Origin of the sequence: Pseudoalteromonas sp. JC3 (assembly GCF_030291895.1) — a bacterium.
Lineage (GTDB): Bacteria > Pseudomonadota > Gammaproteobacteria > Enterobacterales > Alteromonadaceae > Pseudoalteromonas.
Window position 1 is genome coordinate 973106 of the sequence record NZ_CP127856.1, and the last position, 15537, is coordinate 988642.

11 protein-coding genes are annotated in these 15537 nt (G+C 41.5%); 6 read left to right on the forward strand and 5 right to left on the reverse strand.

What is annotated here, in order from left to right; all coding sequences use genetic code 11:
* Positions 1-34 precede the first annotated feature (34 nt).
* Positions 35-1201 (forward strand): acetyltransferase domain-containing protein, encoded by a 1167-nt coding sequence (locus QSH61_RS22890; protein ID WP_206472534.1) that lies wholly within the window; start codon positions 35-37, stop codon positions 1199-1201.
* Between the two features lie 317 nt (positions 1202-1518).
* Here QSH61_RS22890 and QSH61_RS22895 read toward each other — a convergent pair whose 3' ends face one another.
* Complete coding sequence (locus QSH61_RS22895; protein WP_206472532.1) at positions 1519-2652, reverse strand: GGDEF domain-containing protein; 1134 nt, start codon at positions 2650-2652, stop codon at positions 1519-1521.
* A 169-nt stretch (positions 2653-2821) separates the two neighbouring features.
* Here QSH61_RS22895 and QSH61_RS22900 point away from each other — a divergent pair, with 169 nt between their 5' ends.
* Positions 2822-3445 carry a TetR/AcrR family transcriptional regulator gene (locus tag QSH61_RS22900; protein WP_010603755.1) on the forward strand — a complete coding sequence of 208 codons (624 nt, stop codon included), beginning with the start codon at positions 2822-2824 and terminating at the stop codon, positions 3443-3445.
* Positions 3446-3484: 39 nt separating this feature from the next.
* On the opposite strand, the gene QSH61_RS22905 is transcribed toward QSH61_RS22900, so the two are convergent.
* The 3 genes from QSH61_RS22905 to QSH61_RS22915 all read right to left on the reverse strand — a co-directional run bounded on the left by QSH61_RS22905 (position 3485) and on the right by QSH61_RS22915 (position 8705).
* Positions 3485-6514: an efflux RND transporter permease subunit gene (locus QSH61_RS22905; protein WP_206472530.1), complete on the reverse strand. Its 3030-nt coding sequence runs from the start codon at positions 6512-6514 to the stop codon at positions 3485-3487.
* Between the two features lie 3 nt (positions 6515-6517).
* Complete coding sequence (locus QSH61_RS22910) at positions 6518-7603, reverse strand: efflux RND transporter periplasmic adaptor subunit (protein ID WP_206472528.1); 1086 nt, start codon at positions 7601-7603, stop codon at positions 6518-6520.
* Between the two features lie 391 nt (positions 7604-7994).
* On the reverse strand, positions 7995-8705 hold the full coding sequence (locus tag QSH61_RS22915) for a type 1 glutamine amidotransferase (protein ID WP_206472526.1): 711 nt from the start codon (positions 8703-8705) through the stop codon (positions 7995-7997).
* A 98-nt stretch (positions 8706-8803) separates the two neighbouring features.
* On the opposite strand from QSH61_RS22915, the gene QSH61_RS22920 reads away from it, so the two are divergent.
* From QSH61_RS22920 to QSH61_RS22935, 4 genes are all read left to right on the forward strand, one after another.
* A complete protein-coding gene (locus QSH61_RS22920) occupies positions 8804-9595 on the forward strand; it encodes an AraC family transcriptional regulator (RefSeq protein WP_010603751.1) in 792 nt (263 codons plus the stop codon).
* A 121-nt stretch (positions 9596-9716) separates the two neighbouring features.
* Entirely contained in the window at positions 9717-11621 is a 1905-nt protein-coding gene (locus QSH61_RS22925) for a S9 family peptidase (RefSeq protein ID WP_206472524.1), read from the forward strand.
* Between the two features lie 144 nt (positions 11622-11765).
* Positions 11766-12167 carry a hypothetical protein gene (locus QSH61_RS22930; RefSeq protein WP_102058384.1) on the forward strand — a complete coding sequence of 134 codons (402 nt, stop codon included), beginning with the start codon at positions 11766-11768 and terminating at the stop codon, positions 12165-12167.
* A gap of 203 nt (positions 12168-12370) precedes the next feature.
* Entirely contained in the window at positions 12371-13480 is a 1110-nt protein-coding gene (locus tag QSH61_RS22935) for an alpha/beta hydrolase-fold protein (protein ID WP_206472522.1), read from the forward strand.
* 51 nt (positions 13481-13531) lie between these two features.
* On the opposite strand, the gene QSH61_RS22940 is transcribed toward QSH61_RS22935, so the two are convergent.
* On the reverse strand, positions 13532-15478 hold the full coding sequence (locus tag QSH61_RS22940; protein WP_206472520.1) for a winged helix-turn-helix domain-containing protein: 1947 nt from the start codon (positions 15476-15478) through the stop codon (positions 13532-13534).
* Positions 15479-15537: the final 59 nt, after the last annotated feature.

Genomic DNA, 15537 nt, shown 5'->3' on the forward strand with positions numbered 1-15537 from the left:
CTGTTTTTTCGTTTTTAACACGAGAAAGAGTGTAATGAATAATCTTCAAAACAGTAAAACACGGTTGTCTTCTATCGATATACTGCGTGGCATCGTGATGCTATTTATGTTGGTTGACCATGTGAGAGAGCGGTTTTTCTTGCATGTACCAGTTCTTGATCCAATGGACATTCATACCACGAGTCCAGATCTGTATTTTACCCGTTTAAGTGCCCATTTTTGTGCGCCTATTTTTGTCTTTTTGACAGGTTTATCGGCTTGGTTGTATGAAAACCCCGCGAATGGTGCAAAGCGGTCGGCCCAATCATTTCTTTTAAAGCGTGGCCTATTTTTAATTTTACTTGAAATGACACTGGTTAATTTTTCTTGGTTTGGCGCGTATCAAACACTGTACTTGCAAGTTATTTGGGCAATTGGCGTCAGTATGGTGGTATTGGCACTGATGGTCGCTTTACCCCGCAGGGTGATTGTAATATTGGGTGTAAGTATTGTTGCTGGTCATAATTTATTGTCGCCCATCGAGTTTGCACCGAACGAAATAGGTTATACCGTTTGGACTATTCTGCATGACCGAGGTTATTTAGTAACAGATGCTGTTGTTAACGTAAAAGCGTCTTATCCAGTTTTACCTTGGATTGGCGTTATCTTGTGCGGCTATGCGGTAGGGCCTTTATTTTCAGGCTCAGTGTCATCGCAAGCACGTAAAACCATTTTATTGCAAAGCGGAGCTGCGCTATTAGTCGGGTTACTGGTTTTAAGAGGATTAAATCTATACGGAGAAACACTTGATTGGTCTCAACAGGCAACAACACTTCTCACTACAATGGACTTTTTTAACTTTACTAAATATCCGCCGTCTCTCGATTTTATTTTACTTACCTTGGGAGTTGGTGCATTCGTATTAGCGTTTTTAGAGACTAATGCGCTCAGAGTATTAGAGCCGGTTCGAGTATTAGGGTCAGCGCCGATGTTTTTCTACATTACGCACCTATACGCGCTACTTGTTCTTAGTATATTGGCACAATGGCTATTTGGTGCGAATCAGCACTATGGTAGCAGTCAAACTGCATATTTTGGCTTTTATCATGTTTGGCAGATATGGCTATTCGCAATGTTTTTAAGCGCGCTTTTATACCCATTATGTAAATGGTTTGCAGGCTATAAACGAAAAACATCAGCGAGATGGGTAAAGTATTTTTAAATATTTAAATGCTGTTTAAGTTGTTGTTTTTCATATAAGCGAATGGAAGACACCCACCCATCATAATATAGATGCGAATTGTGGTTGGGGTTGGGGGTCATTGACTTGTTCTATCACGCATTTAGAGTGGATTGAGGTGCTTAGACCCGATGTTAGTATCAAACATAATGAGGCGGCATCAAGGTAAAAAGGCAGTTTAGCAGCGAAACGAAGAGGAGCGGCTTGGAACGGTAACTTAAGGACGGAGTTACTTTTTGATTAATCTATGGGCAAATTGGAGTCGTATCCAGACCTTAGACCTGATGATTTAGTTAGCTCTACTTGTACAATACAGTGTTGTTGCGTCCGCTATTCTTGGCTTCATAAAGCGCTGTGTCTGCCTGCTGAATCATTTTCTCAGCTGAACATTCTTTTGTTTGATTGGTTTGTTGGCTAGCATGCCAAGCGGATATTCCAAGGCTTATAGTCCATTTTACAGGCTCTTCCGAGTCACTTTTTACTTCGATATTTTCGACGTGTAGTCTGATCCGCTCAGCAAGATTTTTTGCGTCTTCAATTTTGGTGTTGGGCAGAATAATTGCAAATTCTTCCCCGCCGAGTCTCGCGACTAAATCAATTTGCCGGGAGAGAGTAACGCAGGTATCTGCAAGGCAACAGATAACGCGGTCACCAGTCGGGTGGCCATAGGTATCGTTGATACGCTTAAAATGATCAATGTCTAATAAAATGAGGGCACAATTGCTCCCTGAACGGGCATTTCGGTTAACCTCTGTTTTAAGCACAATGTCGAAATGCCTGCGGTTTGCTACGCCGGTTAAAGGATCGGTTTTTGAGCCTTTTTCTAAAGCAAGCTCTAGACAAAAACGACGATAATAACTCCACGAAAATATCAGCATGACAAACAACGCCGCTAGGCTGTACTGAAATGCTATTTGAAAATACGTGTCGTGCAATACGTCACTCGTTGACTGTGCAAGCTTGAAGTAAATAACAAACAAAAAAGCCAAAACTAAAAAAGTGATTTGAATATAAACAGACACGCTAATCAGGATAAAAAATATAAGAAATGGAAAAACCGCTACCGTAGTTACTGTATGCAGAGCTTCCTCCCCCAATATCTCAGCTGCTTTTACTGCATGAAAAGCGAGAGCGGCTGTTGTTAAGGTAATGATTATTGTGGTTATTTTAAAGCTTTTAGTTTTATAAACTGAAATTGCAGGTATGATGAGTAAAAACAGGTACAGTCTGAGGTGGAATAGCTCATCTTCTACTGTTGGTTGATTCTTATAGTCGAACAACCCTTCAGTAAATCCTAGCGGAATTAATAACAGTAATATCGCTACAGTGTAAATTCGGTGGTCAAGAAATTTTTTCTGTAGATATACCGCGTTTGATTCAAGCTTGATCATGTCAAATACGGCAGCTAAAGATGATTTATTGCTATTTGCCATTGCTGAAGTCCCTGTTGCTACCTTTGGGTTCTGATGCGAAAATTGTTGGAAACAAATTTTGTACTCTGTTAAGAAGGTTTAATTTAAGACTTTAGTCAAAAGTGTAGACCAAACGTTTAGCGGGTGTCATTGAAATTTTTTACGAATAATTTTATTAAAATGGATAGGTATGAAGACCACCAAAGTTGCCAAACCTTCGCGCGGACGTCCTGCCGGAGATCATGATGAAAAACGCTATGAATTGTTGAATATTGCGATTGATTTGCTCGCCAATGAAGGTTATGCAGGTTTATCAATGCGTAATCTTGCCAATAAAGCCAAGGTAACTACCGGTGCGATTACCTATTATTTTGCTAATAAAAGTGAGTTAATGAAGGGAATATCTGATGAATTATTTAGACGGTTTACACTATTACTGGCAAGGAATACTGACTTTGATGTAGAGCGGGCGATAGAAGAATGGGTTAGCTGGACTTATAATGACGACGGCAACCTTTGGAAAGCATTTTTACAAATCCAGTCTTATGCTGCTGAGGATGAATCCTTTGTTAATTACGCGCAAAAGCGTTATGACGTTTTCATTTCACAACTACAGCTTTTCATAGAAAATGGTCAAAAAACTCAGCAAATCAGAAATGACATTCCTGCTGACATACTAGCTGAACAGCTCAGTGCTATGGGAGATGGCCTGATGATAATGCGATCCATATATCCCAACAGGCTGTCTGCAGACAAAATAACTCAGTTTAAAAAAGGTATAATCACTTTGCTTAGACCTGCAATGACCGTGTGATGCATGCCACACGGTCAACACTACGTTCCGAATATTGTGCTAAGGGTTTTTCGCTTTAAAAATCAGCGCATATAAAATTGGCAACACTATCATTGTTAGCGCGGTTGCAAATATCAAACCGGCAATAATGGTTACTGCCATAGAGACAAAAAATGCATCAAAAATAAGCGGGATCATGCCTAAAGCTGTGGTAAGCGCTGCCATAGCAACAGGGCGTAGCCTGCTTACACCGGAATTTAATATCGAGTCTATCAGAGGTTTTCCCTCGCTTTGCTCTAAGTTAATTTCCTCGACCAACACTATGGCATTTTTTATAAGCATGCCAATCAGACTTAAAAAGCCTAACAATGCCATAAAGCCAAAAGGCTGATTGGTTGCCAACATGCCAGCTGTCACACCTATTAAAGCAAGCGGAACACATAACCAGATAACTAAGGTTTGTTTTAACGAGTTAAAGATGACTATCGTTATTAAGATCATCGCTAATATAAACACAGGAATACTCGATGCCAGCCCCTGCTCTGCTTTGCTGGCGTCTTCATATTCACCACCCCATTCCAGGGTATAACCAGAAGGCAATGGGATAGCTTCTACTTTCGGTTTTAACATGGCAAACAGCTCGGATGCTGTGCCTGTTATCGGATCAGCGAAAATAGTGATGGTTCTCTCACGGTTTCTTCTGAGAATTAAGCCATCTTCAAGCTTGGTTTCAAAGCCCAGCAGAACCTGCCTTAGCGGGATCATTTTTTGCGCATTAGGGCTCCAGATTTGTAGATTGTCTATGTTAGTGATGTCTGAGCGCTCTATTGCTTCAGCCCTGACAATAATTGGCAGCAGTAAATTGTTTTCTCTGTATACGCCGGTTGTAACGCCTTCAAAAGCTTCTTTGATGGCTTCGGCTACCATTGCCCGGTTAATGCCGTTGGCATTTGCCTGCTCTTCAGCAAGCACTGCTTCAATGTACAACTGCTTGTTTCGCCAATCAGTTCTGACTCCTTTGGCGTTACTTTCTTTAGAGAACACCTCAAATACTTTATCGGATGTTTCTCTTAAAACGTCAGTATTAGGCCCGCTGATCCTTGCTTGGATTTTGCCAATTGTGCCAGTGCCAAGTTCAAAAGGTGAGGCATAAACTAGCGCATTCGGGAATTGTTGTAATAGATCTGTTTCAATTTTAGGAATTAACGTTTTAATTGTGTTGTAATCGTTAACATCGACTAAAAATTGAGCATAGCTGCTATTGGGCTGCTGTGGCTGATATGTCAGCAGAAATCTCAGCGCACCTTCGCCAACGGTTGTCGTCACGTGCTCAATATTGGCTAATTGCGATAAGTATTTTTCAACTGATTGAGCATTTTTCTGTGTGTCTTCTATGTGTGTTCCCTGTGGCAACCAGAGATCAACCATAAATTGAGCGCGCGTTGAACTGGGGAAAAAGTTCTGCTGAACAAACGAAAAGCCCCACAAAGACAGCACAAAAACGCCGATCACAGATGCAGAGCTTAAATACCTGCGCCTGATACAATATGCTAAGAAGTTTCGGTATTTGGTGTAAAACGTGCCTTGGTATGGGTTTGCTGGGTCGTTGATTTCTGGCGCTTTTAAAAACATCACGCATAGCAGCGGGGTGACGGTAACAGCGATTACCCAACTTAACAACAAAGATACCATTACCACCTGGAATAATGAGCGACAATACTCACCTGTCGCATCATTAGAAGTACCTATGGCAGCAAAAGCCAATATTGCAATTAAAGTAGCACCTAATAGCGGCAAAGCCGATTGATTCACCACTTTCGGGGAGGCACTTTTAGCACTTTCTCCTTTTTGCATTCTTATCAACACGCCATCGACAATTACAATAGCATTATCAACCAACATACCGAGCGCAATGATTAAGGCTCCAAGAGAAATACGCTCTAACGCTACGCCCATAGGAGCAAGGAAGATGAATGAACCCGCGATAGTTAGAATTAATACAAAGCCGATGAGTAGGCCGCTTCGTAGTCCCATAAAGAACAGTAAAACCACGATAACAATGACCACAGCCTCCGCCAGGCTTGACGTAAAGCCAGAGATGGCTTCTTTAACGCCCTCTGATTGTAGCGAAACGTAGCCCAACTCAATCCCTGCTGGTCGCTCAACTTCTAACGCCGACAACTTAGCTAAAACAGCTTCCCCCATCTCTACAACATTGCCGCCAGAAACGGTAGAAATGCCTAAACCGATACCGGCTTTGCCATCATAGTAAATAAGCTGCGAACTTGGCGATTCATAACCTCTGCTTACCTGAGCAATGTCGCCCAGGTAAAACTGTTTCGTCTCATGGGTAATCAGGAGTTTCTCAAAATCACTAACCTGCGTAAAAGCACCTGTTGTGGAAATAGCAAGGTTAGCGCTGCCGACATGCGCTTTACCTGCATCAACCACCAGACCTTTGCTGCTTAATTGCGCCGTGATTACATCGGGCGACATACCTAACTGCGCCATACGGGCGCGATTAAACTCAATATATATCGCTTCCCGTTTCTCACCGAAAGTGGTTATTTTTCCCACATTATCAACAAGCAATAGTTGCTGCTGGAGGTTGTCAACGTAGGTTTTTAGTTCTTTAAAGCTGTAACCATCACCAGTAACAACCATAAAAATACTGTAAACGTCACCATAATCATCCATCACTAACGAAGGACCCGCACCTGGCGGTAAATACGGTTTCACGTCATCTATTTTCTGCCTTAATTTGTTCCAGACTTGCGGCAAGGTTTCCTTGTTATAGTTCTCTTTAATAGTTACCGTTATCGTTGATAAACCCCGTTCGGATTTTGAAGTTACCTTGTCTAATTCACCCAACTGCTGCACTGCTTTTTCAAGTAACTCTGTTACTTCCTGCTCGACCTCCAAGGCTGAAGCACCGCTGTAGGGCGTGATGATTAATGCATCTTTTATGGTGAATTCAGGATCTTCCAAGCGACTCATACCATTAAAAATGTACAGGCCAGAAATGAGCATAACTACGGTTAAAACCAGCGTCACAACTCTGTTATTTATAGCTACGGCTGCAATACTCATGATTTAATCCTTCATAGGGTAAACAGGGTAGCCGTCATATAAGCTATGCACGCCGGATACTGCTATTACATCGCCAGACTTTAACCCAGAAACAACGTGAGCTGTTTTATCTGTGATATTGCCAACTGTAATGGGTTGTTTGGTCACTTTCCCTTGTATCTGATCATAAAGCCAAACAAAGGCAGAGTTATCGCTATTACCTACAACGGCATCCAGTGGAATTAAGAGTGTATTTTTCTGCTCATTAAGCTCGGTATAAATAGCATGGCCGGTCATACCTGAGCTAACAGATACATTGTCTGGTACGCTAAAGGCAACTCTGACTTTATAAGTTCTAGTGACGGTATCTGCCTGCCCAGAAAATTCGGTAATAGTGCCTTCAAACCGTTCATCGGGAAATGCACTCAGTGAAACAACTAATTGATTTTCAAGATTAATATCAGCGGCAGATTTGACTCTTTCCCCTTGCGCCCAAATGGATTCAGGCACACTTACTACCATTTCATACCCAGCTTCACTATTGATTTGCATGATCGGTTGCTTGGCATGCACAGTAGCAAAGGGCTCAATATCCCTTGTCACTATGCGCCCGGAAAATGGTGCTATTAACTTAGTTTCCATTAACGCCTTATCTGCTTGATTAAAAGCCGATAATGCGACGTCAAGGTTCCTTTTAGCCTGTTGCAGCGTCTGAGCAGTAACAGCATTTGCTTTTAGCGCTTTTTTATACCTTTGATAATCTGCATTAACAACGGAAAGATCTGACTTAGCACTGTCTAGCTGTGCTTTATAGTCACGATCGTCCAATTCCGCTAATACCGTACCTTTTTTGACAAAGTCTCCTTCTTTGATATGTAAATCAATCACTTTTCCCGGAACTTCAAATGCCAAAATAGTCTCTTTAACAGAAGACACACTGCCTGGATAGCGGTAAGTTGAGCTTGTTGCGGTTTGCTCCACAGCAAACAGTTTAACTGGCCTAGACACTTGCTTTTGGACATCAGGTTGGGCTTGTTCACATCCAACAAGCAATACAACAGATCCGAAAAGGAGAAAGATTACCTTTAACAGGTTTGGAAAATTTTTCATCGGGTTCCCCCAGTAAAGTTGTTCTAACATCGAACACAGGCTTCAGCCTGAACCTAAACAGCCAGTGCTCGTCAATGGAGCAATTCTAATACAGTTTTTGTATTTAACAAAACGCTTGTTATGTAAATTTAGGAATTTTCGAATCAGTCGCCGTTATACGCAAGTTCTAACTTTAGATACAACAGACTATCTCTTTATATTTAAGTGGATTTTTATGAAACTAACCTCAAGCTTTCTACAGCCAGAGTGCATTGATTTGACATTGATAAATTAGACATTTCCCGTCCATCCCAGGCGTCTGCATTTACTTTTAACAGAAAAAGATGTTCTAATTCCGCTCTTGGCTATCTGATTCAAATCTCAGGTTAAATAGTATGATGAACACTCATTTTTATGATTTATAAAAGCTTTCTAACTTGTCTAAAAAGTCGTGCAGTTTTTGGTTCATTTCGTCATAGTTATGACTCAGTAAAACGTCTGGCTCATCTACAAATCGATACTGTAAAGCGTCACTGAGGTCGTCATTTTCAATCAGTAATGCGACGACATCTTTGGTAAATTCCATATGGCACTGAAAGCCGTATACTAAGTCGCGATAGGCGACAATTTGCCTTGGGCACCCCGCGCTATATGCAATCACTTGTGATCCATTGGTGAGCCCCGGCATATCATTATGCCAATGACCGACATTCAACACTTTTCCAAAATGACTAAATAATGGATGTGTCATCCCAGCTTCCGTCAAGGTTATCGGGTATTTTCCTATTTCACGTTCAGGGCTAGGTTCAAATGTTGCACCTAACGCTTCACCAATGAGTTGCGACCCTAGGCATATACCAAGCACAACTTTTCCGGCGGTAATCGAGTTCAAGATGACTTCTTGCTCACCTTTTGTATCGAAGTGTGGGCATTGCTCAATAGTTGTCGACGGATTTTGAGGTCCTCCCATTACAATCAAAAAATCTAGGTTTTTGGCATTTTTTGGGAGCGGTTCTCCTTGATAAACTCGCGAGTAGGTAATGGTATGGCCGCGTTTATTTGCCCACGATTCATAGGCGCCGGGCGCTTCAAAATGTTCATGAACGATAAAGTGAATATGCATCTTTGTGCCTTTTAATTAACGATAGGCTGTAGATGGTATATTAAATTTGGATGGCGTAATTTATACTAACAGACGTTTAATGTTGATAAGTCGCCAAGATGCAAGCTAATGACCTCATCAAAGGTTCTCCTAATAAACAAATCATAACCAAAACGACGAATATGGCTTCTGGTTATATTGATGACTTTCACTCACATTTGTGGCATCAAATTGTGTTTCCTTTGCAGGGGCTGCTGCAATCAAGTATCGGCGATAAAAGCGGGATTGTTCCTCACAATGGCATGCTCTACATACCCGCAAATACAGTGCATAAATCCATAGCGATTACAAATACACAGTTTTTGGCGATTTACCTTAATCCCGACAAATATGTTCAGTATGGAGACAAACCAAAATCCTGTCTGGTAACGCCATTTATTAAAGCATTAATACTGCTTCTATTTGAAAACGAGACGCTCACTCAAGCAGAGTCCAATATCACACATTTGCTAACGGTATTGCGAGATCAGATCGAGATCGCAAACCGTTATGAAATACCTTTGCTCATACCTACCGATAAACGTCTTTTATCCATTTTCTTACAGCTTAAAGAGCAACCGGATTTACCATTTACGTTAAAGGAGTGGGCAACAAAAGTGGGCGCTTCTGAGCGCACTTTGTCGCGATTGTGCTCAAGAGAGTTTTCCCAATCATTTTCACGGTGGAGACAAAATGTGAGGTTAGTTTTATCTTTGCAATTGTTAGAGTCGCAAAAGAGCATACAGGAAATTGCTATCGAGTTGGGGTACGCTTCTGACTCTGCGTTTGTGCAAGCGTTTAAGAAATTGTTTAACCAAACACCCAGAAAATACCGAATTGCCAACTTACAGCACAACGTAAATTTATTTTGAGCAACTTCTGCTGCTTGCTCGTGACTTGCGCTAGAGACGAAAGTATCTTATCGCGAATGCTTTTAAGTTCTTCCCGCTTTATGTAGTCTAGGTGGGATTTGATTATTGGAGGCATTTCGCGATGTTGCGAATTCTTTTATGTGCTAGCTTAGGATTAGCACCAAGTTTTGGGTTGGTTGCCAAAGAGGTAATGACCCCTGACAAGCTTTGGCAAGTAAAGCGCGTGAGTGCGCTTGGGTTATCTAAAGACAAAACCCATGTGATTTATCGAGTTACAACGCCTAGTGTTGAAAACAATGACTTTGATAGCAAAGTTTATCAAGTGCCGTTAAAGGGTGGGGTGTCCCAGCTTTTAAGCGCGTATCAAGGGATATTGTCAGACGACAACATTTCGCCAGATGGCAGCAAAAAACTATTTCATGACACCGTCAATGTTGAAGCTGTGTTGGCGACGGATAGACATAAAGCACTTACGCAAGCAGATGCTTATGTATTTGATGATTTAAATTACCGCCATTGGGATACCTGGAAAGACGGCAGTGTTAAACATGTGTTCTATCAGGACCTGACTACTGAAGAAAAAGTCGACATCATGAAAGGGATGCCTTTTGATAGTCCGACGTCACCATTTGGTGGTTCAAGCGATTATGTTTGGGGCCCTAAAGGTGAAAATATCTACTACGTCAGTAAAAAGCTGACTGGCGCAGAATATGCGAGCAGCACCAACACAGATATTTATCGTTATAACTTAGCCAGTAAGAAAACCACCAATCTAACCGAGCAAAACTTGGGTTATGATAAAAGCCCTGAGTTCTCATCGACAGGGTTGCTGGCTTTCTTACGTATGGATGAAGCGGGTAACGAGGCGGATAAAAATGACATTATCGTTAAGTTGGGTGACAGAGAAGTCAACTTAACTGCGCATTGGGACGGCACGGTAAGCAGTTTTGAGTGGAGTCACGATGGCAAGCATATTTATTTTATTGCACCAATTGACGGGACAATCCAGCTATTTCAAGTAGCGGTGAGCAGCAAAACCAAAGCCAATCCAAAAATTAAGCAGCTAACTAAGGGCATGTTTGATGTAAATAGCATTGTCGCTGCCTTAGATGATCAGTTAGTTGTTACTCGTAATAGCATGAATCAAGCAAAAGAGATCTTCCGCTTTGATCTGAATAGCAAAAAGCTTGTTGCGCTGACAAATGTGAACGAGGCGTTTTATGCTGATTTGGATTTACCTAACGTTGAAAAGCGAATGGTGAAGACAAAAGACGGCGAAGACATGCTAACTTGGGTTATCTACCCACCTAATTTTGATAAGCGTAAGCAATATCCAACGCTGTTATACCTTCAAGGTGGTCCACAGTCGCCGTTATCTCAGTTTTATTCCTTCCGCTGGAACTTCCAAGTGATGGCATCACAAGGCTACATTGTGGTTGCGCCAAACCGCCGTGGTATGCCAGGGCACGGTGTGAAATGGAACAAAGATATCAGCCAAGATTGGGGTGGTAAGGTAATGCAAGATTACCTTGACGCAATCGACGATGTTGCGAAAGAGTCATACGTTGACAACAAACGTATCGCGGCAGTTGGTGCAAGTTTTGGTGGTTATTCTGCGTTTTACTTAGCTGGCAATCATGATGGCCGCTTCAAAACTTTTATCGCGCACTGTGGCATTTTTGATTTGCGCAGTATGTACGGCACAACCGAAGAAATGTTCTTTGTGAACAACGAATTGGGTGGCGCGTACTGGGAGCAAAACAATGCGGCCATCAGCAAAGCATACAATCAGTTTAACCCAATCAGCTATGTGGATAAGTGGGATGCGCCTATGTTCGTGATCCATGGTGGTAAAGACTACCGTGTACCGCTGAGCCAAGGGATGCAAGCTTTCCAAGCTGCTAAACTACGAGGCTTGAAAAGCCGTTTTCTTTATTTCCCTGAAGAAAACCACTGGGTACTGACACCGCAAAACGGGATAGTCTGGCAGCGTGAATTCTTCAAGTGGTTAGAAGAAACTTTATAATTGATGTCACTACTAGTTAAGAAAATGCCAGATCGCACAGTGTGTAGTCTGGCATTTTTGTTTTGCAGTGTAACCTTGGTGCTGTGCTAGTATTGTTGTGCCCAAAAGTTGAATTAGTCAAAGGAAAATAGAAGGAAAAATTAAATGATTAAAAGGATAATAAGTGGTTTTTGGTTACTTATGTTGGCTGTGAATACACAGGCAGCTGAAGAAGCGTTAACGATTGATAGTGTAGTGCCTAACAATATGGAACTGGCTTTTCCGAATGATGCCAATATTTACCCAGATATCAGTGACTTCAAGGTACTTAACGCGGTACTGATGAGCAACGAAAACGGTGAACGCTGGGCAATGATCACGATTAAAAATCAATCGAGCGGGCGTCGGACATTAACACAAAAACACCTGCTGGCACTAACAGCTAACGGGCAAAGGATCGCGCCGATGAAGCTTTCTGAAAGCTTTGATGGCGGAGAAACGCTTTCACTCACACTGGCTTTCGGTGAGAACAAGTTTCCGTTGCTTAACGTGTATACGCGAAATTAATAAGCCTTAGTAGCATCACTTTTTACAACCATAGTCACTGTGCTAAACGTTGCGACTTAGGTAACCATGTTTGTTAGCACCTGATATTTAGCCTCTAACAAACTCCGATAGATCCACATCAGCAATTCATCAATTAAAAATAAGCAATGCATCAAGTTTTAAAAGTTTTTATTTCATAAGCTTACCCAAAAATGGAGAAAAGCATGAAAATACTTTTAAAAAGTTTGATGTGGTTAAATTGCGCGTTGTTTGCGTTAGTTACTCACGCTCAGATAGCCTCAAAATTACAGCATATCACTGTGAGTTCAAAGTTAGTGGGAGGGCCTGTTGATGTACAAATATATTTGCCTTTTGATTTTGATGTTAACCGAAAAGAGCCATACTCAACGCTTTATACAACTGCGGGAGAGAGCCGTTTTGATGTACTGAAAGCTGAAGTGGACTGGCTGAGTCACACTAGTTTTTCACCTATCCCGCAACTTGTGATCGTGCGAGTGCCCAAATTGAGTTTTGCTGGGGCTGACAAGTTATCTGACCAAGCGTATTTTGCCTTGCTAGCCCGCGTGTTAGCAAGTGAAGTTGAACCAACATTAATACGGCAATTTAATCTTTCGCCGTTTAAAGTCATTGAAGGGTACTCAAGCAGGGCGGCGATTGCCTTGAATTTATTAGGAGAAATGCCCGGGTATTTCCAAGGTGCAATATTGTCTGCGCCAATTTGGAATCACCTCCCCAAGCTACTAAAAGAGGATATTAGTGACAGCATCACCAAGGGCGAACTTACCAATAACCTATATATCAGCCTTGGCAGCTTTGATGAAAATAGACCGTTTTTTGCTGCGCTCGCCGTTTCAAAACGACACCAACACCTGATGCTAGAAGACTTAAGTCAATATCATTATCATGTTGGCGCACAGCTAGCGCTAAGACATGGATTACAACATATTCTTGGTGCAATAAAGCTTCAAGATTATGCTCAATTTGAAAAATTAGGTCTAAAGGGGTTGCGAGAATATCACCAAAAACTAGAACAGCGCTATGGGTACTCGATTGATATTAAGGCCAATCAGCTTGCTCTAGGGCAATATTTATTCGCGCAAGGCAATACAGCACTTGGAAAAAACGTGCTTGATGAACTACTTGCGACTATGCCTAACTCTGTAATTTACAATTTACGTTATGGACAGACTCTTTTGAATGCGGGCGATACAACACAAGCAACACTTCAGCTAAAGCGTGCCTTGCTGCTAGCAACAGAGCAAAAAAATGAAGAAGCCAAGCAGTATATTGAACAAGTATTGTCTCGGCTTTAGCGTTATTAAGAGTAATATAAAGGTGGCGCACATGTGTGAGCCACCTTTATATTAGCGGTTTTCTGGTTCTGTTATTTTTACTTTAACTTGGTTTGCGCTAAGTGTTTTTGGTGAGTCAGCTAAAACCTTAAAAGGATGTAGTTGAACATCTGTGATCAAGCGAGTCTGCTCGTCGGATTTGCCCAATGTATCCAAAACTTGCGTGTTGATGTTATAGCGCCAGATAGTCGCCTGTTTGTCGGGAATAATCAGCTCATTCCCACGTAGGTAAAAACGCCAATGCAATGTGATTTTGTTTGTTATTGGCTGTGGTTTGAGCGAATTGTTGACGAGTACTTTTAAGTTTGGCTCATCTGGTGTGGCTATATAGACAGTACCGTTTTGCTGTATTTGTGCCCAGTGAACCTGCCCCTGATAAAGTGGCTGTTTATGGTTGGTTACAGGGTCGAAAAGTACTAGCTGTTCATCGCCAAGATCATTGATGAGAAGGTAGTTACTTCCTTTTATTTCAATTGATTGCATTATAATTTGCTTTTCAAATAAAGCAGGAAAAACTTCAACGCCAGTGACTAAATTGATTTTCAGTAAACTTTGTTTTGATGCTGCCCACAATTGTTTACCATCGGCTGTCCAAACAAAAGACGAAATATGTTTGTTATGGGTGAGCGGGATCTCTTGCTGTTCTTGCTTTAACCAAACTTCATTGGTGCCTGTACGATTAGAGAGAAATGCAATGGCATTTCCACTTGGTTGGAATTGCCCTGATAGCTCGTCGTAGTGGCTGATTGTAAGTCGGCTTGTAGAGAGGTTGTCTTGAATATTAATCTGCTTTTGTTCTCGAACTAGTGTCGCTAAATAGCTATTACCTTTAATGTATTCAGTGATGTAAAACGATTCTGAGCCGATTGCCGGAATGGCTTGTACAAGCTTGAGGTTTTGAAAAATATAGAGCGCAGATGCGGTTGAAAGTATGTGTGTTGTATCTGGCCCTTCTACTAACATCAACGAACGGTCTAATTCTACATCAGACAATTTTTCTTGTTGAAGAAGAAAAAGCTCGTTTTCTTTGCTAATCATATAACTAGAGAGATAAGCCTCTTCATCTGGATCTTGGGTGAGTAAAGTAAGTTGATCCTCATTAAATGAGGACGCTAAAATTGTTGCTGCTATAGGTAAAGAAGTAAATGTGACTGAGTCTGAGTGCGGAGTAAAAAGGGCATACTCGTTATTGGCGATAAGTAACACTTGATGACCAACCCAGTAGGCTTGCCGCACTTCGTTATTTAAGCAAGGAGAGATCACTTTTCTGGCAGCAAATCTTGGTAACACGACGATAGCTTGATGACACTTAGCTTGTGATTTTGTTTTGCGTGTTTCAATGAGTACTGCTTTTTTACCCTCTTTGTTAAGCTGAGGTTTGCCAACAAAATCCAATGCACGGGTAACTAACTTAGTTGTTTGGAAATCCAAATCCTTTACTTTTAGTTCCGCTGCTTGCGGTGTTCTGGCCACATATAATAACCTTCTACCTGAGGTGAGTGTCGCAGTGCTTTCCAACTCCAATCCGTAACTTACAGGTGTAACCTCTGAAAGTTGGAAATTAGCTTTTGGCATAGTTGAATAGCTAAACAATATACCGAAGAGGATGATGAAACCAGCGAAATAGAGAGCACAGGTTCTCAGCTTTTGGCTTAAATTAGTATGCTGCTCCCCAACCTGTAAACGATAGCCCTTTTTATGAAAAGTCTGGATAATACGTTTATCACTATCTCCAAGTAGTTTTCTAAGCTGAGCGATGCATCGTTGAAGGGCATTTGGGGCGACGACGGTATTTTGCCATACAGAATTAAGTAGGTGCTCTTGCGTAACAAGCGTGCCACGATGTTGATACAGTATTTCAAGTACTGCCAGCACCTTAGCCTCTAATTTGATTGTCTCATCAAGGTAGGTAAGTTCACCCGTGGCTAAGTCTAGCTTACGGTTATTGATTGTTATCATTATTATTTAGGAGCAGCAGTCGATACAGCTAGTCTATCTTGTATTGGATATAAAAATAA